Origin of the sequence: Marinobacterium sp. MBR-109 (assembly GCF_040547565.1) — a bacterium.
Lineage (GTDB): Bacteria > Pseudomonadota > Gammaproteobacteria > Pseudomonadales > Balneatricaceae > Marinobacterium.
This window is the reverse complement of the sequence record NZ_JBEPPZ010000005.1, coordinates 15,799-42,494: the sequence shown is the minus strand read 5'-3', so window position 1 is coordinate 42,494 and position 26,696 is coordinate 15,799. Positions and strand designations below refer to the sequence as shown.

Below are 26,696 nucleotides of genomic sequence, written 5' to 3'. Positions count from 1 at the left end.
TCCATGACCATCCTCAGCACCGATATCAAACTCATGGCCTCCGAGCGCCTGACCGACAACGAAGACGGCGGCGGCCAGATGAGCGCCGTCGAGATCCAGGACGGCGTGGTCAACAACCTGTTCCCGGACATTTCGCGCCTCGACCGCACCTACGGCCGCGTAAACCTGCGCAAGCTCTACCTGGCCGTGCGTACCGCCAACCAGGACATCTACTACGGCAGCCACGCCATCGTCACCGACCCGCCCGATGATCCCCGCGTCAGCACCCTGATCTTCAGCACCGGCAGCTACACCGACGAGCGTATTCAGGCGCGTGATCGTATTGAAAGCTACGTAGTGAGAGGGATCGACACCCAATACACCGTTTATGGTGACCAGATAGAAGGGCAGCGCACGGTCAAACTGTATGCAAACCTTGATGCACCTTTACCTGATATCGGTGAGGTTTATCTACTCAGTGAAGAGGATGCTGTCAGTGCGCCGATCGGCGAAACACAGTATGTGCGTGTGACAGACGTAACCCATGAAATCAACAGCTTTGAAGACGAAAAAGGGATCTACTACAAACGCGTCATTGAGCTTCAAATCTCAGACCCGCTTCGTCGCCGGTTCCCGGGTGGCAGCACGCCTCACCGTGTCCATACTCAAAACCAGTCACCGACCCGGTTCAGAAACACGGTAACGGCGGATGCAGCGAATTATTACGGCATCGTGCCACTGCAAGAACCCATCCAGCCCGGTGATTACAACGTGAGGTGCAGCACTATTTTTGGCCAGCTGGTGCCCAGTGCGACGGCTGAAAGCGCTGTGGCAGATGCACAGGCTGGCTCAGACCGGCCCAATATAGTCAGAGCTGGCAGTTCTTACACAGTGCAGATAGCAGTGAGCGAAGGCGTCAGCCGTACCTTTGGGCATCCGGTGCTGCCCGGTAGCGTGCAGGTCAATAGCTATGTCGATGACCGAGCGGGTGTACTGCGTGATGGCACTGGAGCCCAGCGCGGTAGCATTGACTATGCCAGTGGCACCATCTCCGGCCTGACAGGCTTGAGCGGTACGGTGTCATTTACGGCAACACCGGCTGCAGCCTTGTATGACGCCGCAAATACCGACCGCGAATCAATCAAATTGAGTAATCGCGGCTACAACTATATTCGCACCCTGAGGCCGCTACCGCAGCCAGGCTCGCTGGCAGTTGATTACATGTCGCAAGGCAACTGGTACCGGATGCAGGATAACGGCAAAGGGGAACTTTCAGATAACCAGGGTGGCGCCGGTACGATTGACTACACCACTGGCACAGTGGTGGTAACGCTGGGCGCTCTGCCTGATGTCGATAGCCAGGTGATTTATACATGGGCAACGCCAGTAACGTATGAGCGGCTCAGTAATCTATCGTTGGATATTAAGGAGCCATCAGCTCGAAAGGTGTTGGCTGCGCAAACCGAAGACCGTGTGCTGGTGCCGGGCACAGTAACGTTCACATGGGATAGTGGAAACAAGACAGCCAGTGATAACGGTAACGGGCTGATCACGGGTGACGCCACTGGCGAGGTGATCTACAGCACCCGAGAAGTGCGAATCGTACCCAATGTGGCGCCGCCGCCCAACAATGTAATCCAGTGCAGTTACAGCACGGCCGAAAAGCAGGCCGCGATCTACAACATGCCAACCCGTGACACTGAAGGAAAGGTGACGGTTGTGTTGGCCAGCAACCTGCAACCCGGCACCGTCAGGTTGGCATGGAATACCGACCTGACCATTCCACCCGACATTATCAGGGTTATACCGGCCAACGTTGACCCGATTTTGATCGCACGGGACAGCAAAGGGGATGGCAAACTCTATCTCGATAGCGGTGACCAGATCGGTACCGTGAACTACAGCACCGGCAGCGTGACCTTCACACCTGATACCGTTGTCCCATATCCGACACGGGTTTACACCCAGCAAGGTGAAGACGGCATCCCGGTTTTCACCGGCATACAGTATGTTAGTGCACCCCAGATCGCTCCGCCCGACTTTGACCTGGCTGCCAGCTTTGCACAGGTTGACCCCGGCAGTAGTGCTACTGACGACATGCCGCTATCGGGGTTTGAGATTGATCTGACACCTTACACCTTGAATACGTTGGTGCCGGGTTCGGTGGTGCTGTCTCTGCTGGGTCGTACCTATGTGGATCGTGATGGTCTTTTGTACAGCAACATTGATTACACGACAGGTAGTGGCTTGCAAAGTGGCAGCATTGATTACCTGACAGGCAAAGTCACCCTGACCGATTGGAATGCCGGTGCCAGTACATCACTGGTGCTGCGATCGGCCCTTACGCGCTACGGTAAAGTATTCACCAATAACGTCTACTTTCGGACTCCAGGCGCACCGATCCGGGTCGGTAGCTTGTACTTCAGGGCCAACCTGCCGGATGGCACGCTGATCAGCGGTATATCCAATGAACAAGGTGTTATCGACACCCCAGAAATGCAGGGCGACATTAACTACGTCACAGGCGTTATCAATATCGACTTCGGTGCGTGGGTTCAAGAATCGACGCTGACAGCAGAGGAGCGGGAGCAAAGCTGGTACAGCGCAGCCAATATTCAGGCCGATGGCACTATCTGGGTGCCGGCACAGGTCGATCCAGACAGCATGAAGTTCAATGCGGTCGTACTGAGCCAGATGCCCCTCAGCGCGAACATTCTGGGCCTTGACCCGGTGCGTCTGCCTGTCGACGGCCGCGTCCCCATCATCCGCTCCGGCGATGTAGTGGTGGTGCACAGCACCCAGACCGACACCCTGCCGAACCCGGTCAGCGCCGGTCAGACCATCACCCTCAGCCGGGACCAGCTCGCCAGCGTGGTCCTTGAGGACAGCGAGGGCACCAAACTGGATGCCGCGCTCTACACCACCAATCGCGAAACCGGCACCGTCACACTGGCCGATCCGTTGGACCTGAGTGCCTACACCCAGCCGCTGCAGGCGAAGCACCGCGTCGAGGACATGGCGCTGGTGAATGAGGCGCAGATCAACGGCCAGATCAGCCTTGTGGGCGGCATCAGCCGCGCTTACGACCCGGCCGATACATGGGTATCCAGCGCCCTGATCTTCGGCGACCTGGGCAGCCGCGTACACCACCAGTTTTCGCAGGCGACATGGACCGGCGAGTGGGCTGACGAGCGGGTGGGTGACAACACAACCGCCCAGTACAACGATTTGCTGTACCCGATTCAGGTGGACAACAAAAACAGCATTCGCGAACGCTGGGCGCTGATCTTCACCAGCTCGACCAGCTTCAACATCGTCGGCGAGGTGTCGGGCGTGATCGGTACCGGTAACACCAGCGCCGACTGCACCCCGATCAACCCCACCACCGGGGAGCCGTACTTTATCGTGCTGGCTGCCGGCTGGGGTAGCGGCTGGGCTACCAACAACGTGCTGCGATTCAACACCGATGCGGCTCATGCGCCGATCTGGGTAGCACGCACCACCGTCAGCGGCGCGGCCACGCACAATGACGACTCATTCAAGATTGAAGCCAGGGGGGATGCAGACTGATGATTCTGGTTAATGGAAGAGAGCAGGGGCTGATTGCGGCTAGCGCCAAATATATGATTGGCGTTAAATCTGACGGGACTGCAGCCGGGCAAGGGTACAATAGCAGTGGGCAGCTTAACACAGAGTCATTTTCCGAGCTGGTCAGTATAGCGGCAACTGGGAATACATCATTTGGCCTACGAGCCGATGGAAGTGTCGTCGGAGCGGGGTCCGACAGCTACTCAATGCTTACGGAAGCAACCTCGTGGGGCGGGGTCGTTCAACTTTCAGGCTCTATCCGAGATAACGAAATTGCAGGCTTGCTGACTAACGGGACTGTAGTCATGGCTGGATGGAATTACTACGGCCAAGAGGATGCCCTAGCATGGGTAGGTATCACCCAGATAGGAATGGGAACAAGAAGTATTGTGGGGATTAAGGCCGATGGTACCGTAGTAGCCGCAGGCTCAACCGCCTACAACCAACTAGAGGTCGGTACTTGGACTGATATTATTCAGGTTGCATCCGGCAGCGACTTCAACGTCGGCCTGAAGGCCGATGGTACCGTCATAGCTACAGGGACCAACGGCTACGGTCAATGCAATGTAGGAGCCTGGACCGATATTATCCAAATTGCGGCTGGCGAGTCACATACGCTTGGGCTGAAGGCCGATGGTACCGTGGTTGCAACCGGCCGAAACAATTTAAACCAATTAGCCGTCAGCGGTTGGCACAGCGTCATCGAGGTCGCGTGTGGCCAGTATTTCAGCATAGGACTAAAAGCCGACGGAACACTGGTTGGCGCTGGAGAAAACAACTACGGGCAGTCCGATGAGGGTACCATTTCAGGACTTTCCATGGGCCAATACTACCCCATCACTGGCATCACCAGCCTCGATGGCACCCCCACCCCCATGACCGTCCGCGCCTACGAAGAAACCACTGGCCGCTTCCAACTCGAAACCCAATCCGACGCCAATGGCCAGTACACACTGCACCTGCCGCGCTGGTACAACGGCTACATCATGTCGATCCCGCCAGCCGGGCATCGCCCGATGGCGCATGGGCCGATCACCCCACCACCCGAAGATACTCAGGTATAAGGAGCTGACCCATGCACCAGCCAAGCGATGCACTGCTGGCAGCTCGATCTGCCGCCACCCTTAACCTGATCGATGCCGACGCCAACCCAGGCGGTTTGCAGATCTGGAGCGGGGGAGAGCCAGACCTGGGCCGCGACATTTACCCGATACCCGCCCACGCCACCGGCACCGCCTACAGCGAAGGCGACTACGTGACCGCAGGACTCCACTACTACCGCGCCGAGAACAGCGGCACCAGTGCTGGTGCCACGCCGACTTGGCCGACCGATGGCGGCACCGTCACCGACAACGACATAACCTGGCAGGACATGGGTGAAATCCCCGCGCTGCTGGGCATCTTGTCATTCACCCAGCCCGCCGGAACCATCAGTGGCCACACCCTCAGCCTGACCATCGCCGGGACACCTACCGCGAGCCAGAGCGGCACCGCCACATGGGCGCGGATCGTCAACGGGGCCGATGGACTGGTGTACCAGGGCGACTGCGGCACGGTAGGCAGCGGTGCGTTTGTTGAGATGGGCACGTTGAATGTCGTGGAAGGCGGGGAGCTGCGCGCGGAAACCCTGAACATCTGGGGATAACCGATGCAGACCTACTACACGCCGGATCATACTGCCCTCGATCTGAGCGCCGAGGGCAGCTACACCCCACCGGGAGCCGACAGCGCCGCGTTTGATCTGCCGTACCGGACGCCGCTGCCCAACGCCCTGAACCTGGACAACCCAAGCGGTTACGAAACACCCCCGGCGTACATTGTCGCCTTCCCGGCTGATTACCAGACCCCAGCCCATGACCAGCTCCACCTGGACTGCCCGGCCGGGTACGCGGTACCAGCCGCTGACGCCTGCAATTTCGGCTTCCCGGTACTGCCGCCTGAGTTCATCGGCCTGAGCATCAACGCCATAGCCCCGGCCAGCACCACCCAGATCCACCTGAGCGTCCTCAACCCCGGCACCACGCTGAGCATCAATGCAGTCGGGCCAGCGGCCAGCCTGCACCTGCAGATTAACCCTGCCGCACCAGTAACCCACCTGAGCATCAACGCGCAGGCGCCGACCAGTCAAAGCCAGATCCGCATTGATGCCGAGGTGCCGGTTTACCCGGTCAGTATCAACGCCACCGGTCAAGCCGCCACCGTCAGCATCCGCGTAGAGTGGGGTCAGCGCGTCCCCGGCGCCTCCCTGACTACCGAGGGCGGGGGCTTCGGCACCCGCATGGGCTGGAATGACGCACCGAGCAAGCCGCAACAGTTCCACGGCCAATGGCAGAACGCAGAGCGCGTGAACCAGACCACCGACAGTGCATGGGAGGACGCCCAGTACCGTGACAGCCAGTCAGCCCTGCCGCACAACCAGATGCAGCAGCGTGACGGCACCGACCAACTGCCGTGGGGCACATTCGACAGTGCCGACAGGGATAACCAGCAACCCTACACCCAACCACCAGTGCTTGATCAGCAGCAGGTGAAGCCCTGGGGCGACTTTGAACGCACCCCGGCCGCCGAGCCACAACACCCGTACATCTACCCGCCCGCGAAGGATAGGGGGCAGCAGCAGCCGTGGTTCAGCACCGAGCTGTTTCAGCCGCGTACTTGGTGGGTACCAGCGCCACCGAAGGAATGGCCGCCGCTACAGCCGGGAACGTACACCCAAGCAGCCGCAGACGCCGATCTGGACTGCCCCAGTGGATACAGCCAGCCGCAGCCGAGCAGCTACCTGAAATGGACCAGCCGTGGCCAGTGGCAGCGCTGGCACTACCGGAATCTGAATTTTGGTGACCTGACTGAAGAAGATATCGCCGCGCCTGTACCTTGGCCGCCAAAACCTGTTGAAGCCAACCGGCCAAGTGACAGCAGCTGGGCAGCTCCGGTCGACCAGATGCAGCACAACGATCTTGAAACCAAACACCCCTGGGGGGCAGGGAGCTGGAGCCGCCCGACGCCAGACTATGGATGGGATGGAGGCTGGGACAACGAACAGCCCGAACCCGCCGAGCGGCCCCAACAGCCAATCATACACGAGGTCTACCTGTTTATGCCGAACATCACCCTGTACCGGCTGCCTGACGGCACCGAATTTGAGGCCACCCAGTGCGTCTGGAGCACCGACCGCGATAGCTGGGGCTGGCGCTTCACAGCCAACCTGAAGCGCGACGCTGATCTGGCGATCATCAAGCCCACCAGCAACGGGCCGGTCGAGATCGGCTGCGAGGTCAACGGCCACAGCTTCACCGCTCTGGTCGAAAGCTACGGCCGTACCCGCCAGCACGGCAACACCCGCTACACCATCACCGGCCGCAGCCGCACCGCCTGGCTATCAGACCCCTACGCACCCCAGCGCAGCAAAGCCCTGACCAGCGCATACAGCGCTGCCGCACTGGCCGAACAGGAACTGGCCAACACCGGATTCAGCCTGCAGTGGAACGCCCAGGACTGGCTGATCCCCGCAGGCAGTTACAGCTATGACCAGCTCGACCCCATCGCCGCAATCAAGCGACTGGCCGAAGCCGCCGGGTACATGCTGCAGAGCCACCCAGAGCTGAAGCAGCTGATCGTCAGCCCGCGTTACCGCGTCGACCCGCACAAGTGGACCGAGCCGACCACCGCGCTGGACGCCATCCTGCCCGCTGACCTGATCACCCAAGACGGCTCCACATTCAGGACAGCCCCGGCCTACAACCGCGCCATCGTCACCGGAGGACCAGCCGGCGGCGTGATCGTCACCATCACCCGGGACGGCACCGCAGGCGACATCCTCGCCCCGATGGCAACCGACGACCTGATCACCCATAGCGACGCCGGATACCAGCGAGGCCGCAGCCTGATCGCGGAAGGCGGCACCTGGGAGGAGATGAACATCACCACCATGCTGACCCAAGCCGGACAAGCCCCAGGCCTGCTGCTGCCCGGCCATCTGGTAGAGATCCAAGACACCGACGACACCTACCCGGTCGTAATCGACGGCACCAGCATCACCGCCACCAGCAGCGACACCGAGATCAAAGTACGGCAGCAGCTCACAGCAGAACGGAGGATCACCTGATGGCGAACATCTGGAAGCAGTTTGAAAACCTGCTGGAGCGGGATGCAACGCTGGTGGCCGAGGTGATCAGCATCAACCCCAGCAACGTGACCGTGGAGCTGCTGAGCGGGGATAGGGTAAACGTGCGTGATGGGGGAGTCGGTGTCGCGGCGGGGGAAATGGTGTTTATCAGAGGCGGGGAGGTGTTGCAGAAGACCCAGGCACTGCCGAGGCATGATTTGATTCTGTATTGAAAAAAGCGGCCCGAAGGCCGCTTGGAGTTAAGCGACTACTTGGAATTATGGCGGGCTACCAGCAGAGCTACCAGGATACCGCTCATTTCAGTTACAGATGAACTGTTCAGCGTGATCGATAGCAGCTGGAGGATATAGTTTGCTACATCTGCCATATTCCCTCCTTCAACTATTGGTTGAAGTTTCAGGGATGCGGGGCGATACTCAAAATTGTACAATTTGGGTTATAGCCCAACTGGCGCGCCATGGTTGTGCCGACCATGGCGCGCTGCCTCCCTACCTACGGCACGGGTAAGATGTGCCGATCAGCCAAGTCTATTGTCACGACCTTTGCCGATGCATAGATCTTCCTGTGGGATCACGTCGAAAACAAGTCGATTTTCTTTTCCGCAAACATTTTACGAAAAAGACCAAGCCGTTTTGCTGGTATAGGTATAAATGAAACTGTGAAAGCAGGTGTAGAGCGTTAGAGGTACATTTTACTGAGCTGTCTCTAACGTCGGGAAGTGATCATGCAGTCTGGTGCAGCTGTAGAAAGGTATGACGCTGCGATTTCATTATGTTGCAACCCTCTCCCTAGCAAGGGAACTGACGGGGCTGCAATAGGCTGGTTAATCAGGAGCTACTACTTATTGCAAGTCCCTGACCGATCCTTGGATTGACACTGGTTACATAGCTCACCAGATGTCGGCTTTGTGGTTCGAGAGTCCGCTGGGTTTGATGGGTAGTTACTACAATTGGTACACCAGTGCCATGTATCACTACCGGCTGCCCTTACGTACTTTGCCATCACTATTCTCCTTCCTAGATAGTTCCGTTTAGATTGGCAAATACCAAGGTAGGACATCATTAGTGGTTGTGCCAAATTATGCGCGAATCATTGCCAAAAAAAACGCGCGGCTACAGTGGACACTATGTATGTTGGCACCCCCTTCAGTGTACGAACGGGTACCGCATGGACACTCAGCCTGAGCCATGCGGTACTGGATTCCAGCGGGGAGTTTGAAGGAGCTGTATTCGCGGCGCTGGATGAAAGCTTCTTTTCGGCAATGCTGTCATCAATGAATTACGCACCGGACATGTGGACCGGTATCGCTCATGGAAGAGGGCGCCAGTTCATGATTACACCGGCACATGAGGGGTTGGCGGGCATTGACCTTGCCAAGCCGGGCTCTTTCTTTACGCGCCACATGGAAAGCGGTAATGATGCCAATATCATGACGGGTCAGGTATTGGCGACCGGTGACAAACGGATCATGGCATTGCAGACGATCAACCCACCAGCCTTGAAACTGGACTGGCCATTGGTGCTGGGGACCGGTCGCAGGCTGGATGCCGTTTTTGCCCTCTGGAGCCGTGATCTCCGGCTGGTACTGCTGTTTTACGCGCTGACCGTATTGGCGTCTGTTGCACTCCTGTATCTGTATCAGCGCCGCATTCGTGCCCAGGTGGCATTGAATAATGCACTCAGCTCATCACTTGTCACCGAGCGCCGGCGTCTTGCCGGTATTCTTGAAGCCACCAATGTTGGGACATGGGAGTGGCACGTCAAAACCGGGCAAGTTGTGTTCAATGACCGCTGGGCGGGAATTGCCGGGTATTCACTGGATGAATTGCAACCGGTCAGTATTGAAACCTGGCACAGCCTGGCACATCCCGATGACCTGGCCAAATCGGACAAGATGCTGCAACAGCATTTCAGCGGGGAGCTGGACTACTACGATTGCGAAGCGCGGATACGACACAAGTCCGGTGAGTGGGTCTGGGTTCTGGGTCGCGGTTGTGTGATGCAGCGGGATGCCGATGGCAGCCCGGTTATCATGATGGGGACACATATCGATATCACGGACAAAAAGAATGCGGAGCTGCGACTGCAGGCATCGCTTGAATCGCTGGCGCGTTACAACCAGGAACTGGAACAGTTTGCCAGTGTGGTATCACATGACTTGAGACAGCCCATCAGGACGGTCAGTGGTTATCTGGAGTTACTGCGCGCTCATCTGGGAGATCGGTTGACCGAAGACGCGGAGAAAATGGTGGTCGCTGCTGAGCGCGGCACGCAAAGACTGGATCAGATGTTATGTGGTTTGCTTGAGTACGCCCGTACAGGTCTGGATGATGGACCCAAAGCACCAATCCATCTCCTGGATGTGATTACGGATGTACGTGAGTTGCTCAACAGTGAGTTTGAGCACTCACACGCCAGAATCATCTGCCCGCCAGAGATGGGTTCAGTAACGATCAAGGCGTGCAGGGATGACTTGCTGCGCCTGTTCATGAATCTGATCAGCAACGCCATAAAATACAGGCGGCCTGACACTGACCCAGTGATTGAGCTGGCTGTAAGCCCTGTTGATGGCGGTTGGTGTTTTACGGTAATCGACAACGGTGTGGGCTTCGATCCCGCACAGGCGGGGCGTCTGTTCAACATGTTTCAGCGGCTGCATTCTCGGGCTGACTATCCCGGCAGCGGTATAGGGCTTGCGCTGTGCAAAAAAATTGTTGAACGCTATCGTGGCGAGATTCACATCACTTCTTCCGGCCCAGGGACGGGGGCCCGGGTCAGTTTCACTTTATACGAATAAATCTATTAAAATCAATATGTTGATGGTGTTACAGTTTTGATACATTTTAGATGTATCTAATACTCCTGCGGCGTACACTGATTGTATGAGAAATGTCTAAATTCTCGATAAGCAGGTGATGCCACTCTATGAAAAAGAACTTGCCCGTTACGCAGGTAGAAGAAACCTTCCCCGCGTCTGCGAATATACTTTCCACCACCAACCTCAAAGGTGCCATTACCTATGTAAACCCTGATTTTGTAAAAATCAGCGGTTTCACCCGCGACGAGCTGGTGGGGCAAAATCACAACATGGTGCGTCACCCGGACATGCCTCCGGCGGCTTTTGCTGAACTGTGGAGCACGGTCAAGTCCGGTGAATCCTGGATGGGTATGGTGAAAAACCGTTGCAAGAACGGCAACCACTACTGGGTTGATGCTTACGTCACGCCGATTGAGAAAAACGGTGAGGTTAAGGAGTATCAGTCGGTCAGGCGCAAACCCTCCCGGGAGCATGTCCGTCGAGCGGAACAGATCTACCCGCAGTTGATGGAGGGCAAGACGCCACGGGCCCTCAAGAATACGCTCTCGTTAAGCAGTAAAAACCTGCTTTGGCTGACCTTGCCCGTGGCAAGCATCCTGCTCTCATTTCTTCTGGTCTCCGAGCCGGGCCTGCTACAGGCACTGATTGCGTGCAGTGGTGTACTGCTTGCCGCCTTTGGCCAGGCGTTGACATTGCAGCCGTTGAAACAGGCTGTCGCAAAGGCCCGCAATGTTATCAATAACCCGGTTGCTCGATTCATCTACACCGGACGTCGTGATGATGTGGGGCAGTTAATGCTCGCACTCAAGGCGCTGGAATCCGAAACGGCAGGGCTGATCGGACGTATTGCTGATTCAGCCGACGACATGATGACCAGCACCGGAACCTTGGGTGAGGCAGTTAGCAGATCGCAGCAGGGCGTGCAGCGTCAGTTCTCGGAAACAGACCAGGTTGCGGCGGCCGTCAATGAAATGTCGGCCAGCATTCAGGAAGTGGCAGACAACGCCCACAGCACCTCAACCGCCGCCAATGAAGGTCGCAACCAGGTTGAGCAGGGGCGCGCTGTGGTGACGGACATGGTCAGGATGATTGGTTCGCTCAGGGATGAAATTACCCGTGCCGCTGAAGTGATCAGCCAGGTTCAGAGCAGCAGCAACCAGATCTCGACTGTACTGAATGTGATCAATGATATTGCGGAGCAGACCAACCTGTTGGCGCTGAATGCTGCCATAGAGGCTGCGCGAGCCGGTGATGCTGGCCGTGGTTTCGCCGTTGTTGCCGATGAGGTGCGCTCACTCGCCAGTCGCACCAGCAACTCCACAGACGAAATTCGCAACATGATCAAGCTGCTGCAGAATAATTCACGGATGGCGGTTGAAGCCATGGAAGTGGGTCAGCGGCAGACCGGAGAGTGTGTTGACCAGGGCAACGCGACGGTCAGCTCGCTGGAAGTTATCTGGCAGTCGATCAGTCAGATCAATGACATGAGTATGCAGATCGCCGCTGCAGTCGAGCAGCAAAGCGCTGTGGCTGATGAGATAAACCGCAGTGTTGTCACCATTCGTGACATGTCCGAAAGCAATCTTGAGGCTACCGGTCAAAGTGGCTCGGCCAGTGATCACGTCTTGCAGGTAGCGACCGGGTTCAGGGATCTGGCGAAACAGTTCTGGGCAAAACAGAACCACTGATAGTGTAGGTTCAAGATGAAAAGGCGCAGCTTGACAAGCAGTATGGCGCTGTTGTTCGCGGGCACAGTCATGTTGCCCGCCTGTACGTTTGGAGGGCGGTTGAAGGTGGGGGTACACCCCTGGATCGGCTATGAAACTCTCTACATTGCGGAAAACTTTGGTTGGCTGGCCGACTCGGTTGAGCTGATTAAACAGAAGAACGCCAGCAGCAGCCTGGCGGCATTGAGTAATGGTGAGCTGGATGCAGCGGCCCTGACACTGGATGAAGTGCTTTCAGCACGGGAGCAGGGGGTACCACTCAAGGTGGTAATGGTGTTCAACCACTCAGTGGGTGCCGATGCGGTCTTGGCCCGTGCCGGCATCCGACAGTTGTCAGAACTGAAGGGCAAGCGCATCGCCGTTGAAAAAACGGCTGTAGGTGCACTGATGCTGGCCAAACTGTTACAGGCTTCAGGTCTGCAGGAGCATGAAATATCGGTACTGGACATTCCGCCTGACAGTCAGCTGGAGGCCTGGCAGCAAGGCATGATTGATGCTGCCATAACCTACGAGCCGCTTGCCTCACGTCTTGAGCGGCAGGGGGGAGAAAGGGTTTTTGACAGCCGTGCATTGCCCAACACCATTTTTGATGTGCTGGCGGTGCTGCCCGACCGTAAAACCGATCTTGTCCGAAGCACCATTCAGGCACATATGCGTGGGCTTGAGCACATCCGTGTCAACCGTCAGGACGCCTTGCATCGGATCGCGACCTGGCGCGGACTCTCTGTTGATGAAGTTTCGCGCTCTCTGGGCAGTGTGCATCTGCCGGACCTGCAGTCCAACCACTCCTATCTGGTTCAGAACGGTGAGCTGGTTGCAGCCGCGGAGCAGTTGGTTGGCGTAATGATGCAGGCGGGGTTGTTGCGGGCTGCCCCGGAGCTGGAAGGATTACTGGATGTCCGCTACCTGCCAAATGGACATGGATACTAAAGGGAATCTGTGAAGTTGATAGCTCGATTGGGTCACGTGCTGTGCCTGTGTTTAGGAATGTTGATCTCCTGTCAGCTGTTTGCGGCTGAAGTGTTGACGCTGGGGGTGCTGGCTTATCGCCCGAAACCAGTGATGGAGGCGCGTTACAAGGCATTGGCAGAGTACCTGTCAGACCAACTGGAAGGGCAAAGGGTCAAGCTGCTGGCGCTTGAGCAGGATGAGTTGGCAACGGCGATATACAGCCGTCAGGTTGACTTTGTAATGACGAATCCCAGCCATTATCTGTTATTGCGCAGTCGCAACAGCCTCACGGGAGCCCTGGCCACTGTTGTCAGTGTGGAATCGGGTCAGGCCACCAGCAGCCTGGGGGGTGTCATTTTCACCAGGTCTGATAATCCAAGCATCCATACGCTGTCAGATCTTGCCGGTAAGCAGGTGGCTGTAGCGGGAATGCACTACCTTGGCGGCTATCAAACGCAGGTGCTTGAGCTGCTGGAGGCGGGGATTGAACGTCGCGAGCTGGACTGGGTGTTTGTTGGCAGTCAGGACAGGGTGATACTGAGAGTGATGTCGGGTGAGTCTGACGCCGGCTTTGTCAGAACCGGAATACTGGAACGGATGATATCCGAAGGGATGGTGTTTCCGGAGCACCTGCGAATCATCAACTCACAGACGCTGGCCGGGTTTCCGTATCGTCTTTCGACGCGACTATACCCGGAGTGGCCCTTTATTGCGCTGCCTCACGTTGAACAGACCACAATCCGTAGAGTAGCCGCCGCCTTGCTGGCGCTAGACCAGGATCATCCTGCAGCAACCAGTGCCGGGATTGCCGGGTTTGCACCGTCCAGTGATTATCAGGTCATAGAGTTGTTGGCCCGCAGGCTCAGGGTTTCACCTTATGATCAGGCGCCCGACTTTAATATCGTTGATGTCTGGAACAGGTTTCGGCAACCGGTTATGTGGGGTGTGGTATCGGCCTCTACGGTGCTGGTGTTGCTCTTCATGCTGTGGCAAAGAGAGCGGCATCTCTCACGCATGTCGGCCTTGCTGCAAAGCAGTGAAGAGAAGTACCGTGACCTGATCCACACCGTGGGCAGTATTATTTTGCGCTGCAATAACAAGGGTGAGCTGGTTTTCATCAATGAATATGGCTTGACGTTTTTTGGCTACCGGGAAGATGAACTCCTTGGGCGGCCACTGGCTGAAACCCTTGTGCCGACAGAGGATGAGGCAGGGGATGATCTGACCGACTGGTTTGAGAAAGTACTGGCCGACCCTCTTGAACACAATTACAGCATCAACCAGAACGTGCACAAGGATGGCAGCCTTGTCTGGGTCGCCTGGTCCAACAAACCAATTCTGGATAGCGCAGGAAAGCAGGAGGGGCTGTTGTGCGTGGGTACCGATTTTACCAAACGCAAACAGCTGGAGGACCAGCAAACCCTGTCGTCAGCGGTGTTCAACCATGCTCGAGAAGCCATTCTCATTACAGATCCTGCCGGTGTCATCATCGACTGTAATCAGGCGTTCTGCCGCATTACCGGCTATTCAGTTGATGAGGCCAGGGGCAATACACCGGCAATGCTGAACTCCGGTCGGCATGATCAGAACTTCTATCATCTGATGTGGCAGAGCCTGAAAGTGCACGGCTACTGGGCAGGCGAAATCTGGAATCGACGCAAAACCGGCGACGTATATGCTGAAATGATCACGATCAGTGCGGTGAAAGATGCCAGAAACAGGACGCAATACTATGTGGCCCTGTTTTCGGACATTACCGAAATGAAAGAGCAGCAACAGAAGCTGGAGTTTATCGCGCACTATGATTCCCTGACTGGTCTGCCGAATCGAACATTGCTGGCTGACCGCCTGGGTCTGGCCATGAAGCAGGCGCAGCGGCGCAAACAGATAATTGCGGTCGCTTTTCTTGATCTTGACGGCTTTAAGGCGGTTAACGACACCTACGGCCATGATGCCGGTGATGCGCTGCTCAAGGGGCTGGCTTCAAGGATGAAAGAGGTGCTGCGCAGCTGCGATACACTGGCGCGTTTTGGTGGCGACGAATTCGTCGTGATTTTGTCTGATCTGGATGAGGCCAACAGTGCCGGTGAAGTGATCAGGCGACTGCTGCATGCTGCCAGTCAGTCAGTGTTCTATCAGGACTCTGAACTGAATGTGTCCGCCAGCCTTGGCGTGACCTATTACCCTCAGTCACAAGGCGTAGAGGCCGACCAGCTGTTGCGGCAGGCCGATCAGGCGATGTATCTGGCAAAACTGTCTGGCAAAAACCGATACTTCACGTTTGATCCCAACGAAATTGTAAGCCCTGCAAGCGTCAAGGCGGGAGAAGCTATATGAATAAGGTGCCCACCACTGTTGAGAAGCCTCCTTTTGATGAGCTGGTTGAGCTGGCAAGGTCTGATCCGGATGCGTTTGAGGCACTGCGCCGCAAGCTGGTCGAGTCCCATATTGCGCGCTCTCCGGTAGACCAAAAGCTTAAACTTCAGCGAATGCAGTTCAGAATTAACGGTGTTCTCAAGCGCTCCAGCAATCCGGTACATGCCTGTATTCTGCTGCAGAATATGCTGGCTGAGAACACAGGCCGCATGTCCGATGCATTGATCGGTTTGCAGGATGGCGTGGGTGGCTGGGTGTCGGCTGTAGTGGATGATATGGAAAAGGTTGAGGGCGTGCCGGTCGCTCCTCGCTTGAGACTGGTCCACTCCGATCAGCGTGACCAGCCAGAACCACCGTTAACCATTCCCCCTGCGTCACGATAACGGCGGGGGCGTCTGAGGGTTATACTTTACGCTTCTGTTCATACATTGCCCTGTCAGCGACCTGCAGCAGCTCCGAGGCGGTGATGCCATCTTCCGGGAAGCGTGCAGTACCGATGCTGGCGCTGATTTGAACCGTTGCCTTTCCCAGTTCAAACGGCTCATTCAGCTTTGCCATCAACTTGGCGGAAACCGTCTGCACATCTTCCGCCTCAACGGTCTCTGGCAACAGCACCACGAATTCGTCACCCCCGATGCGTGCCAGTGTATCTGCACTGCGCAGCAGCGGCAGCAGGCGTGCTGCAATTGCCTGCAGCAAATGATCCCCGGTTTCGTGTCCCCATTTGTCATTCACCGGCTTGAAACCGTCAAGGTCAAAGTAGAGCAGTGAAAGGTGCTGCTGATAGCGCTCGGCGCGGGCAATGTTCTGCTCCAAACGCTCAAGCAGCAGGTTGCGGTTGGGCAGGTTGGTGAGTGGGTCGTGGTGTGCCATATGGCGAAAGCGTGCTTCAGCCTCTCTGCGCAGGGTAATGTCGGATATGAAGCTCAGCGTTGCGGCTTTTCCATACCAATTGATGCGAGCGCCACTGACCTCTACCGGCAGTCGAATACCATCACGGCGCAACAGTTCAATCTCGTAGTGCTGCTCAACCGGCTGGCCTTCAAGTCGGCGCCGATAGTTGCCGTGGGTCTGGTCCCGGTCTTCGGGGGCTATCAGGATGATAAATGAGTCCAGCGCCCTCAGCTCTTCAAGGCTATAGCCGGTCAGCTCGGCAAAGCGTGGATTCGCATAGACGACACGCCCCTCCTGAATGACGGCGATGCCTTCATGGGCGGTTTCAATCAGAGAGCGAAAGAAGAATTCACTTTCGCGAAGCAATGCCTCGGCAGCTGTTTTATCTTCAATATTGCGCTCCAGTTGATGCTTCAGGTGCAGCAATTTCTGCCCGATGCGACGCTGGCGCCACCAGAGGGCGCCGAGCAGGCCAATGATGGCGATGGCGGCCGCCAAGACCTGGATTATCAGTCCGTAATCGTAGCGGTTAACCTCAATGGCAATATGCTGATTGATAATGGCGTCGACTTCGGCATCGGTCAGGGTGGCCACGGCGGCATCCAGCTGGCTGCGCAGTTCTGGTCGATGCTTGAGTATCCCGATTCGCAGACGGTTTTCATACTCGGGAACTTCACCGGCAATACGCAGGTTAAACCAGCCCTCTTCTCGAATTGTCCAGGCTGCAACGGTAAGGGAGCGGAGGGTCAGCTCGGCCTGCTGTTTGTCGACAAGGTCGAACGCCTCGATTTCAGAGGCAACCGGGATGATCTGCAACTGCGGGAAATCGCGTTGGATCCGCTCGGCAACGGACGTTCCGGTGGGCAGAGCGATACGGCTGCCGGCCAGAGAGCTGAGGTTGCGCACATATGGGTGATCAGCGCGGGCAATGATTACATTGGGATCAACGAAATAGGGGCGGGTGAAAATCAGCCACTGGTCACGTTCGTCCGTCTGGTTGAGCAGACTGAGTGCGTCACACTCACCGGCCCGTGCCTTTGCCAGGCTTTCATCCCAGTGACGAACAGGCACGACTTCATACTCAAGTTCAGCGCGCTCAAAAATCAGTTGCAGCAGATCAGCCGCTATACCCTGGTAGTCGCCTTTGCTGTTCAGGATTTCATAGGGGGGCCAGTCAGGGTCAACGCAAAGCCGTACCGGCTGTACTGCTTGATCAGGTGCATCTGCAGCGCTTGTGTCTGATGGCAAGACAAGCATCGAAGCAAGAGTGCAGCACAGCAGCAGACGGTACCTGAACATATTGGATGATGACTCCAGAGCTATGTGCGAGGGCAGAACCGGTGGTCCTGCCCGCCATGATACTGAAAAGTGTCAGTCCATTAACGACAGTATATATACAGTCACTGTGAAGTGCTGTTCAGAGACGCTTTTGCAGCTCCCTCAACAGGCTACGCAACCCTTCTTCAAGCACCGGGTGATAGTAGGGCATTGTCAGCAGGTCGTTGACGCTGAGCTTGCGCTGCATGCACCAGGCCAGCAGGTGAGCCAGATGCTCCGCGTCAGGCCCGAGAATCTCGGCCCCGAGCAGGGTTCCGCTGCCGGTTTCAGCCCATACCTTCATCAGGCCTCTGTCTCTGCCCAGTACCTTGGCGCGGGCCTGATCAGCGAAGTCATACGCGGCTTCTGCAAAGTGGCCAGAAAACTGCTCGTGGATATCGGCAGGGCGCATGCCGATCGTCGCAATCTGCGGATCGGAAAACACAACGGCCAACGGAACCGTGCGATCTCCCGGCTGCACATCAGGCAGCAGGGCGGCATTACGGCCTGCAATGCCACCTTCATCCGCAGCCTCATGCAGCAGGGGCAGATGGTTGTTGGCATCACCGGCGATGAAAATATGTTCGACCGAGCACTGCAGCGTTTGCGGATCGAAAACAGGCACGCCACGGTCATCCAGTAACAGATGAGTCTGATCGAGCCCAAGCTGATCCACGTTGGGCCGTCGCCCGGTCGCCGCAAGCAGGTAGTCATAGTGCTCGGTCAGAGGCTTTTCATCGGTATGTATGAAAGTGACCTCGACAGCCCTCTCCGTTTCACGGATCTCCTTTACCTGGGCATCGGGGTCAAGCGGGAATTCGGCGCTGAAACATTCAACAGCCGTCTGGCGAATGTCGTCATCCGCAATGGGTCCCACCGCACCACCAACGCCGAACATGCGCACCCGTACCCCGAGGCGGTGCAGGGCCTGCCCCAACTCAAGACCAATTACGCCGGGGCCGAACACGGCAACGGACTCCGGCAGGGTGTCCAGCTCAAACAGCTCATCATTGAGCAACAGCCGCTTGCCGGCTTGCTGCAGAAATCCGGGTACGGCAGGGCGTGAGCCGGTGGCGATCACGACTCTGGCGGCTTCAATGAGTTGTCCGTCAGCCGTTTCCAGCAGGTGGTCAGAGATGAAACGCACGGATTGATGCAGCATGTCCTGATCCGGAATCGACTCCATTCCCTGCAGTACCTTGCCGACAAAGCGATCGCGCATCTGCCGCACGCGCTGCATCACTTTTTGACCGTCCACCTCAATTTGCCCGGCGCTCACGCCAAACATCGGGGCATGTTGCATATGCCAGGCGGTATCGGCCGCCGCGATCAGCAGCTTGCTGGGCATGCAGCCGACACGGGCACAGGTGGTGCCCAGCGGGCCGGGATCAATCAACAGTACTGAATCCGTATGCTTTCGAGCTGCCCGGTAAGCGGTAAGGCCGGCTGTACCGGCACCAATAACGGCAACTGTTACCTTGCGCATGTTAACTCCTTGTCGATTGCGAACGGGTGATGAGAGGTTCATGGTCGTAAATCCAGCCTTGGCCGGGTGCGGTCATCTCCGCGCAACGCACAGAACTCCTGCTTGTGACCATTACTGTAGTTGACCTGTACGTTGAAGCCCATGACGGGGACGATCGGGCCAAAGCTAACCGGATCACGTCTTGATATCTGTCATCTTCCAGTCCAGCTCGGCTATCAAGGAAATGTTTGATGGCTTCATCAGGCTCGGTCTGGGTTGTAACCTGTGCCACTATCGCCTTGCACGCCAGACGCTGGGCCAGACCACGGCCCATGCCGCCGGTCAGCAGTAGATCAACCCTATCCGGCGGATGAGGTGCATTGCTGTCGCTGTCATTACCGAAAAGACTCTTCCTTGCTCAACTCGAGCAGGGTCTTGTCGGTAATGACACCGTCTTCGACGGTGTAGATCCAGAACCGCCGGCAGCGTGCCATCCGGCCTGCCGAAGCTGGCCGGATGGCACCGATGGGTATCAGAGCTGTAGGGGGGGGATTACGGCTGCTTGGTAGTACGCAGGTAAGGCAGTTTCACGTCGATTTCACCGAATTTGGCTTTGGCTTCTTCGTCGTTCAGCGACAGGGCCACAATCACGTCTTGACCGCTGACCCAGTTGGCCGGCGTAGCGATCGGCACCTGGTAGGTCGCCTGGAGCGCATCCAATGCACGCAGGACTTCGGCAAAGTTGCGACCGACGGACATCGGATAGGTCATGGACAGCTGCAGCTTCTTGTCCGGGCTGAAGATGAATACCACACGCACGCTGGCAGAGTCGGCTGCGGTACGGCCATCCGGCAGGTAGGCATCCGCCGGCAGCATGTCCAACGCCTTGGAAACGGCCAGATCGTCATCGGCAATGATCGGAAACTTGGCCGGGGCGCCGCAGAATGTCTCGATGTCGGCTTTCCATTCAACGTGCTCGTCCACGCCGTCTACGGACAGACCGATCACCTTGGTGCCGCGCTTTTCCCACTCGGCAGCCAGCTGAGCCACTGCACCGAATTCGGTGGTGCAGACCGGCGTGAAGTCTTTCGGGTGGCTGAACAGGATTGCCCAGCTGTCGCCGATGAAATCGTGCAGTTTGAAATCACCCAGATCGGTTTTCAGATCAAGGTTGGGTACGGTGTCATTAATGCGAAGTGCCATGTTTTATTTCTCCAGTTGTCATCTAATTTGCGCTAATGCGCTGTCACTGAAAACACAATATTATAAGCTTATAACTAAATGAAATTTAGCATGGCAATGGGGACAATAGTAAAAGTTTATTGCATTGTCCCTATTGCGCACTGAGGCTAAACCTCAGTCAAACGGCTGCGGTTTGGGTGTTTCATCTACTGATGGCGGCAGAATCGGCATCAGGAACTGCGGCTGATCGCCGGTCAGGGTCTTCATGAAGGCCACGATCTTGGCATTTTCTTCATCGGTGAATTTGCGGCCCAGCTGCAGACGACCCATGATGTCGGTGGCTTCGGTCAGAGTGGCCGCTTCACCGTCATGGAAGTACGGGTAGGTCAGCTCCACGTTACGCAGCGTCGGCACCTTGAAGGTGAAGCGGTCTGCGTCCTTGCCGGTGACGGCGGCACGGCCTTCAGCGGGGTTGTTGGTCTGGTAGGGCTCGACCAGACCCATCTTCTGGAAGGAGTTGCCACCTGCCGCCACGCCGTTGTGACAGGCAACACAGCCACTGGTCTTGAACAGCTGATAGCCTTCCTCTTCGAACGGGGTGATGGCATTTTTATCACCCAGCAGCCACTGGTCGAAACGGGAATTTGGCGTTACCAGGGTGTTCTCGAATTCGGCGATGGCATCGGTGATCTTGTCGATGTTCACCTCTTCATCACCGAACACCAGGCGGAATTCACGCACATAGCCCGGAATATTGCGGATCACATCCACCGCCAGTACGTGGGTAAAGCCCATCTCGGCCGGGTTTTCTATCGGGCCGCCGGCCTGTTCCTTCAGGTCAGCTGCACGGCCATCCCAGAACTGCGCCACGTTGAGGCTGGAGTTCAGCACGGTGGGCGAGTTGATCGGGCCCTGGGCCCAGCCGTGACCGATGGAGGTCTTGAGGTTGTCGGTTCCGCCCATGCTCAGGTTGTGGCAGGAGTTGCAGGAGATGAAACCTGACTTGGACAGGCGCGGATCGAAGTAGAGCTTTTTGCCCAGTTCGGCCAGTGCCAGATTAACGTTCTTGACCGGCTCGATCGGCTGTATCGGTTCGTTGGCCTGTACACCGGCAGACGCCGTTGCAACGGCCGCGGCAAGCAGAGTCGCCTTGAGAGTGAGTCTAAGTGCCATGCAGTACTCCTTGTGTACCCATCTTGTTGATTTTTTTGTAAGTCTGGGGATCATTTTGAGGACAGACACAGTGCCTGTTCATTGACAGGGAACAGACGCAATGTGGCTGTGCGAGAGGTTGGCCTGACTGAATGCCGGGCCGCAAAATCCGTTTCATATAAGACTGGGTCTATGGAAATAACTGTTTTTCAGCATAGCCCTTGGAGCGTGAAGGTTCCATTAAATTAGCTGTTTTTTATTTAATGGATCAGGGCTGTATTAAAATATCGGGTTTATTATCCGCAGCGCTATTCATGTATAATTCGCGCTCAATTTTTAACCAGTCAGTAGTAGCAGCGAACCATGCAGACCGATAGCCTCGACAAGCAGAAGAAAACCCGCCTCAATAAGCTGCAGAAGCGGCTGCGCCGCGAGATGGGGCAGGCGATCGAAGCCTTCAACATGATTGAAGATGGTGACAAGGTGATGGTCTGCCTGTCAGGTGGCAAGGACTCCTTTGCCATGCTGGATATCCTGATGAACCTGCAGAAAAGCGCGCCGATTCGGTTCGAGCTGGTGGCGGTCAATCTTGATCAGAAACAGCCTGGCTTCCCGGAAGAGATACTGCCCGCCTACCTGGAGTCACTGGGTGTACCGTTTCATATTGTCGAGCGCGATACCTACTCCATCGTCAAATCGGTGGTGCCGGAAGGCAAGACCACCTGTGGTCTTTGCTCGCGCTTGCGCCGCGGCACGCTGTATGGCTTTGCTGACGAGATCGGGGCCAACAAGATTGCGCTGGGGCACCATCGTGATGACATTCTGGAAACCTTTTTCCTCAACATGTTCTTCGGCGGCAAGCTGAAGTCGATGCCTCCCAAACTGGTATCGGATGACGGCAAGAACATGGTGATTCGCCCGCTGGCCTATGCTCGCGAGAAGGATATTCTGGAATACGCCGAGTTGCGTGAATTCCCGATCATTCCGTGCAACCTGTGTGGCTCGCAGGAGAACCTGCAGCGTCAGGTGATCAAGGAGATGCTGCAGAGCTGGGATAAAGCCCATCCTGGCAGGATTGAGACCATGTTTCGCGCCCTGTGCAATGTGGTGCCATCCCATCTGGCCGACCCGCAGCTGTTTGATTTCAAGAGTCTGCAGCAGGGCTTTCCGCACGGTATTGGCCCGGCGATGCAGGCCATGGCGGGGCCGCTGGGTGAGGACGATGAAGCTGCAGCCGGTGGATCGGGTGTACAGATGATGGAGAGGATCGATATTCTGTCGGTCTGACAATCGGCTTGACCTGCTGCTCCCTTTTGACCGATATTCGGGTAAACCCGAATAACAACAAAAAGGGAGTAACCGCATGACCCATTCATTACTGCAGCGTCAGGACCACGAAGGCGTGGCCACCTTGATGCTTTCCCGTCCCGACGCCTACAACAGCCTTTCCATGGAGTTGATGCAGGCATTGCATGCCGAGCTTGATGCCATCGCGGATGATCAAACCATTCGCTGTGTGGTGATCAAGGGTTCCGGCAAGGGCTTCTGTGCCGGCCATGATCTCAAGCAGATGCTGGGTGAGGGCGAAGAAGACTACTATCGCTGCACCTTTAACACCTGTGCTCGGCTGATGCAGCGCATCGTCAGTCTGCCTGTACCGGTCATTGCCCAGATTCACGGCGTGGCCACGGCCGCAGGCTGTCAGCTGGTCGCCACGGCGGATCTGGCTGTGGCGGCCGATAATGCCCGTTTTGCCACACCTGGCGTTAATATCGGCCTGTTCTGCTCCACCCCGATGGTGGCGCTGAGCCGTGCCGTGCAGCCCAAGCATGCGATGGAGCTGCTGCTGACCGGTGAGCTGATCAGTGCGCAACGCGCCTATGAGATCGGTCTGGTTAACCGTCTGGCACCGGAAGCGGAGCTGGACCGGGCGGTTGCTGAGCTGGCCGGCAAGATTGCGTCCAAATCACGCCGCACGCTGCAGATTGGCAAGCAGGCATTCCAGCGCCAGCGTGAGTTGCCGTTGGCCGATGCCTATGCCGCCTGCAGTGAGGTGATGGTGGAAAACATGCTGACGGAAGATGCGCAGGAGGGCATTGATGCGTTCATCAACAAGCGCAAACCGGAATGGACGCACCGCTGAGCGGGCGATAAAAAGGCGCCTGTGCGGGGCGCCTTTGGGGAGAGATGATCATTTCGGCAGCGAACTCAATCGCTGTCGATGTCCTCGGCCTCAAGCCACATCACGTTGATGATGCCGAATGCGCAGGCCAGGAGTACACCGAGAATCCAGGCGAAATACCACATGGTTGTATCTCCTTCTTAGTAGGATGAGTAATCGTTGTCCTGAATGTATTCCACCGAAATCTTGGCCCACAGGGAGCGATAGCACCACAGGGTGTAGCCCAGAATGGTCGGTACAAAGATGATGGCGGCAATGGTCATCACGTTCAGGGTCAGGTGGCTGGATGCTGCATCCCACAGGGTCAGGCTGGAGTTCGGGCTCAGGCTGGACGGCATCACGAACGGGAACATGGAAACACCTGCTGTCGCGATGATGCCGGCCAGTGCCAGTGCGCTGAACAGGAATGACCAACCGGTGTGACCGCGTCCCGCCATCAGGAACACACCAATCAGACCGATAAAACCGGTGATGGGTGCCAGCATGGTCATCGGGTAAATACTGTAGTTGCTCAACCATGCGCCGGCCGCGACCTCCACTTCCTTGGCCAGCGGGTTGGGCAGTGCGTCCAGTGCTGGTTGGCTGATGATGCGATAACCATCGATGCCCATGCTGAGCCAGATGCCGGCCAGCGCAAAGGCTACCAGTGTGACCACAGCCAGCAGCTGGGCATAACGCTGAGCACGCAGCTCTACCTCGCCGTGGCTGCGCAGCTGTACCCAGACGGCACCGTGCATCGAAAGCATGGCGAGGCTCACAACACCGCAGAGCAGGCCGAAGGGGTTGAGCAACCCGAACAGGTTGCCGGCGTAGCTTGGTCGTAAAAACTCGTCATGCTGAAAGGGCACACCCAGCAACAGATTGCCAAAGGCCACACCGAATACCAGTGAGGGCACCACGCCGCCGGCAATCAGCCCCATATCCCAGGCCTTGCGCCATTTGGTATTGGTCAGCTTGGAGCGGTAGTCAAAACCGACCGGGCGGAAAAACAGGGCAAACAGCACCAGCAGCATCGCCCAGTAGAAGCCCGAGAAAGCGGCGGCGTACACGGCGGGCCAGGCCGCGAACAGTGCGCCACCGGCGGTGACAAACCAGACCTGGTTACCTTCCCAATGCGGGCCGACGGTGTTGATCACCACGCGACGTTCGTCATCGGTCTTGCCCAGGAATGGCAGCAGGGCACAGGCCCCCATATCGAAGCCGTCGGTAATGGCGAAGCCGACCAGCAACACGCCAACCAGCACCCACCAGATCAGTTTCAGTGTTTCATAATCGAATAGCATCGTATCTCTCCTCTCGCCTGATCAGGCCTTTGCCGGCTCGGAAGCGGATTGCTCATCCTGCTCGTGGTGGTAGCGGCCGGTTTGCAGACTGCTGGGGCCGATGCGCGAGAATCTGACCATCAGGTAGATCTCGACAATCGCCAGCAGGGTGTACAGCACGATAAAGGCTGCCAGGCTGCCCAGCAGGTCGGCTCTGGTCAGCACCGATGGTGCAACGAAGGTGGGAAGAATCTCACCGATCGCCCATGGCTGACGGCCATACTCGGCCACAAACCAGCCCATCTCGTTGGCAATCCACGGAGCCGGGATGGAGAACAGCGCGGCCTTCAGTAACCAGCGTTTGGTAAAGGCGGTACGCTTGGCTGTGAAGTAGAATGCCAGGGCAAATACCAGCAACATCCAGAAGCCACTCGCCACCATGATGCGGAAGGCCCAGAACATGGGGCCCACGCTCGGGATGGTATCTCTCGCAGCAGCCTGAATCTGCTCTTCGGTGGCATCGACTACGTTTTGAGTGTATTTCTTCAGCAGCAGGCCGTAGCCCAGGTCTACCTTCACGCGATCAAACTCGGCCTCAAGCTCATCGGTCACTTCACCGTTGCGCAGTTTCTGCAGTACCTCGTAAGCGTAGATACCCCGGCGGATACGAGCTTCATGCTCAACAATCAAATCACGGATGCCGGTGACCTCTTCATCAAGTGAGCGAGTCGCAATAATGCCCATCACATAGGGGATCTTGACGGCGTAGTCGGTTTCCATGGTTTCGTTATTCGGCATGCCGAACAGGGTGAAGGCTGCAGGCGCTTCTTCGGTGTGCCATTCGGCTTCAATCGCGGCGAGCTTGGTTTTCTGCACGTCACCCAGCTCATAACCGGACTCGTCACCCAGCAGAATAACCGAGAGAATGGAGGCCAGGCCGAACGCGGATGCGATCGCAAAGGAGCGGCGCGCAAAAGCAAGGTCGCGCCCTTTAAGCAGGTAGTAGGCACTGATGCCCAGTACAAACATGGCCGCCGTCACATAACCAGCCGAAACGGTATGGACAAATTTCACCTGCGCCACCGGGTTGAGGAACACCTCGGCGAAGCTGGTCATCTCCATGCGCATGGTTTCATAGTTGAACTCGGAACCGACCGGGTTCTGCATCCAGCCGTTGGCCACCAGAATCCACAGCGCCGACAGGTTGGAGCCCAGCGCCACCAGCCAGGTCACCATCAGGTGCTTGACCTTGGACAGACGCTCCCAGCCGAAGAAGAACAGACCCACGAAGGTGGACTCAAGGAAGAACGCCATCAGGCCTTCAATGGCAAGTGGTGCACCAAATACATCGCCCACGTAATGCGAGTAATAGGCCCAGTTGGTGCCAAACTCGAACTCCATGGTCAGACCGGTAGTGACCCCGAGCGCAAAGTTGATACCAAACAGCTTGCCCCAGAATTTGGTCATATCCTTGTAGATCTGCTTGCCGGTCATGACGTAGACCGACTCCATGATGGCAAGCATGAATGACAGCCCCAGCGTCAGCGGGACGAATAGGTAGTGATACAGCGCCGTGATGGCGAACTGTAGCCGGGAAAGATCAACGATGTCCTCAGTGATCATTACCAGTCTCCTGTTTCAGGTTAAAACCGGGTGTGTAAAGCGTCTTCCAGCAAT

Annotated in this window: 20 protein-coding genes; 13 read left to right on the top strand and 7 right to left on the bottom strand. The window is 56.9% G+C overall.

Going from position 1 to position 26,696, the window contains the following annotated elements; translation table 11 throughout:
• Window positions 1-3: 3 nt before the first annotated feature.
• The 10 genes from ABIE60_RS08145 to ABIE60_RS08100 all read left to right on the top strand — a co-directional run bounded on the left by ABIE60_RS08145 (window position 4) and on the right by ABIE60_RS08100 (window position 15,948).
• Window positions 4-3,549: a hypothetical protein gene (locus tag ABIE60_RS08145; protein ID WP_354468939.1), complete on the top strand. Its 3,546-nt coding sequence runs from the start codon at window positions 4-6 to the stop codon at window positions 3,547-3,549.
• Window positions 3,549-4,631 (top strand): RCC1 domain-containing protein, encoded by a 1,083-nt coding sequence (locus tag ABIE60_RS08140; RefSeq protein WP_354468938.1) that lies wholly within the window; start codon window positions 3,549-3,551, stop codon window positions 4,629-4,631. Before ABIE60_RS08145 ends, ABIE60_RS08140 begins: the two co-directional genes overlap by 1 nt.
• An 11-nt stretch (window positions 4,632-4,642) precedes the next feature.
• Window positions 4,643-5,212 (top strand): hypothetical protein, encoded by a 570-nt coding sequence (locus ABIE60_RS08135; RefSeq protein ID WP_354468937.1) that lies wholly within the window; start codon window positions 4,643-4,645, stop codon window positions 5,210-5,212.
• A 3-nt stretch (window positions 5,213-5,215) separates the two neighbouring features.
• Window positions 5,216-7,672 (top strand): chromosomal replication initiator protein DnaA, encoded by a 2,457-nt coding sequence (locus tag ABIE60_RS08130; protein WP_354468936.1) that lies wholly within the window; start codon window positions 5,216-5,218, stop codon window positions 7,670-7,672.
• On the top strand, window positions 7,672-7,905 hold the full coding sequence (locus tag ABIE60_RS08125) for a hypothetical protein (RefSeq protein WP_354468935.1): 234 nt from the start codon (window positions 7,672-7,674) through the stop codon (window positions 7,903-7,905). The genes ABIE60_RS08130 and ABIE60_RS08125 overlap by 1 nt, the downstream gene beginning before the upstream one ends.
• 914 nt (window positions 7,906-8,819) lie before the next feature.
• Entirely contained in the window at window positions 8,820-10,490 is a 1,671-nt protein-coding gene (locus ABIE60_RS08120; protein WP_354468934.1) for an ATP-binding protein, read from the top strand.
• 128 nt (window positions 10,491-10,618) lie between these two features.
• Window positions 10,619-12,199 (top strand): methyl-accepting chemotaxis protein, encoded by a 1,581-nt coding sequence (locus ABIE60_RS08115; RefSeq protein ID WP_354468933.1) that lies wholly within the window; start codon window positions 10,619-10,621, stop codon window positions 12,197-12,199.
• A 42-nt stretch (window positions 12,200-12,241) separates the two neighbouring features.
• Window positions 12,242-13,168 carry an ABC transporter substrate-binding protein gene (locus tag ABIE60_RS08110; RefSeq protein ID WP_354468932.1) on the top strand — a complete coding sequence of 309 codons (927 nt, stop codon included), beginning with the start codon at window positions 12,242-12,244 and terminating at the stop codon, window positions 13,166-13,168.
• Window positions 13,169-13,225: 57 nt separating this feature from the next.
• Window positions 13,226-15,526: a diguanylate cyclase domain-containing protein gene (locus ABIE60_RS08105; RefSeq protein WP_354468931.1), complete on the top strand. Its 2,301-nt coding sequence runs from the start codon at window positions 13,226-13,228 to the stop codon at window positions 15,524-15,526.
• Complete coding sequence (locus ABIE60_RS08100; protein WP_354468930.1) at window positions 15,523-15,948, top strand: DUF3135 domain-containing protein; 426 nt, start codon at window positions 15,523-15,525, stop codon at window positions 15,946-15,948. The genes ABIE60_RS08105 and ABIE60_RS08100 overlap by 4 nt, the downstream gene beginning before the upstream one ends.
• Window positions 15,949-15,967: 19 nt before the next feature.
• On the opposite strand, the gene ABIE60_RS08095 is transcribed toward ABIE60_RS08100, so the two are convergent.
• Window positions 15,968-17,758: a diguanylate cyclase domain-containing protein gene (locus tag ABIE60_RS08095; RefSeq protein ID WP_354468929.1), complete on the bottom strand. Its 1,791-nt coding sequence runs from the start codon at window positions 17,756-17,758 to the stop codon at window positions 15,968-15,970.
• A 118-nt stretch (window positions 17,759-17,876) separates the two neighbouring features.
• Window positions 17,877-19,262: a dihydrolipoyl dehydrogenase gene (locus ABIE60_RS08090; protein WP_354468928.1), complete on the bottom strand. Its 1,386-nt coding sequence runs from the start codon at window positions 19,260-19,262 to the stop codon at window positions 17,877-17,879.
• Window positions 19,263-19,443: 181 nt separating this feature from the next.
• Between ABIE60_RS08090 and ABIE60_RS08085 the strand changes: the two genes are divergently transcribed.
• The gene (locus tag ABIE60_RS08085) at window positions 19,444-19,593 is read left to right on the top strand and encodes a hypothetical protein (RefSeq protein ID WP_354468927.1); all 150 of its coding nucleotides are present in this window, start codon (window positions 19,444-19,446) and stop codon (window positions 19,591-19,593) included.
• A gap of 200 nt (window positions 19,594-19,793) precedes the next feature.
• Here ABIE60_RS08085 and ABIE60_RS08080 read toward each other — a convergent pair whose 3' ends face one another.
• Entirely contained in the window at window positions 19,794-20,444 is a 651-nt protein-coding gene (locus tag ABIE60_RS08080) for a peroxiredoxin (RefSeq protein ID WP_354468926.1), read from the bottom strand.
• 153 nt (window positions 20,445-20,597) lie between these two features.
• The gene (locus tag ABIE60_RS08075; RefSeq protein ID WP_354468925.1) at window positions 20,598-21,596 is read right to left on the bottom strand and encodes a cytochrome-c peroxidase; all 999 of its coding nucleotides are present in this window, start codon (window positions 21,594-21,596) and stop codon (window positions 20,598-20,600) included.
• A 342-nt stretch (window positions 21,597-21,938) separates the two neighbouring features.
• Between ABIE60_RS08075 and ttcA the strand changes: the two genes are divergently transcribed.
• Window positions 21,939-22,862: a tRNA 2-thiocytidine(32) synthetase TtcA gene (gene ttcA / locus ABIE60_RS08070; protein WP_354468924.1), complete on the top strand. Its 924-nt coding sequence runs from the start codon at window positions 21,939-21,941 to the stop codon at window positions 22,860-22,862.
• A gap of 76 nt (window positions 22,863-22,938) precedes the next feature.
• Window positions 22,939-23,718, top strand: a complete 780-nt coding sequence (locus ABIE60_RS08065; RefSeq protein ID WP_354468923.1) for an enoyl-CoA hydratase — start codon at window positions 22,939-22,941, stop codon at window positions 23,716-23,718.
• Window positions 23,719-23,783: 65 nt separating this feature from the next.
• On the opposite strand, the gene cydX is transcribed toward ABIE60_RS08065, so the two are convergent.
• Genes cydX through ABIE60_RS08050 form a run of 3 tightly spaced genes read right to left on the bottom strand, consistent with a single transcriptional unit; the run spans window position 23,784 to window position 26,642 of the window.
• Window positions 23,784-23,882 (bottom strand): cytochrome bd-I oxidase subunit CydX, encoded by a 99-nt coding sequence (gene cydX, locus ABIE60_RS08060; protein WP_354468922.1) that lies wholly within the window; start codon window positions 23,880-23,882, stop codon window positions 23,784-23,786.
• Between the two features lie 15 nt (window positions 23,883-23,897).
• Entirely contained in the window at window positions 23,898-25,040 is a 1,143-nt protein-coding gene (cydB, locus tag ABIE60_RS08055; RefSeq protein WP_354468921.1) for a cytochrome d ubiquinol oxidase subunit II, read from the bottom strand.
• A gap of 21 nt (window positions 25,041-25,061) precedes the next feature.
• The gene (locus tag ABIE60_RS08050) at window positions 25,062-26,642 is read right to left on the bottom strand and encodes a cytochrome ubiquinol oxidase subunit I (RefSeq protein ID WP_354468920.1); all 1,581 of its coding nucleotides are present in this window, start codon (window positions 26,640-26,642) and stop codon (window positions 25,062-25,064) included.
• Between the last annotated feature and the right edge of the window lie 54 nt (window positions 26,643-26,696).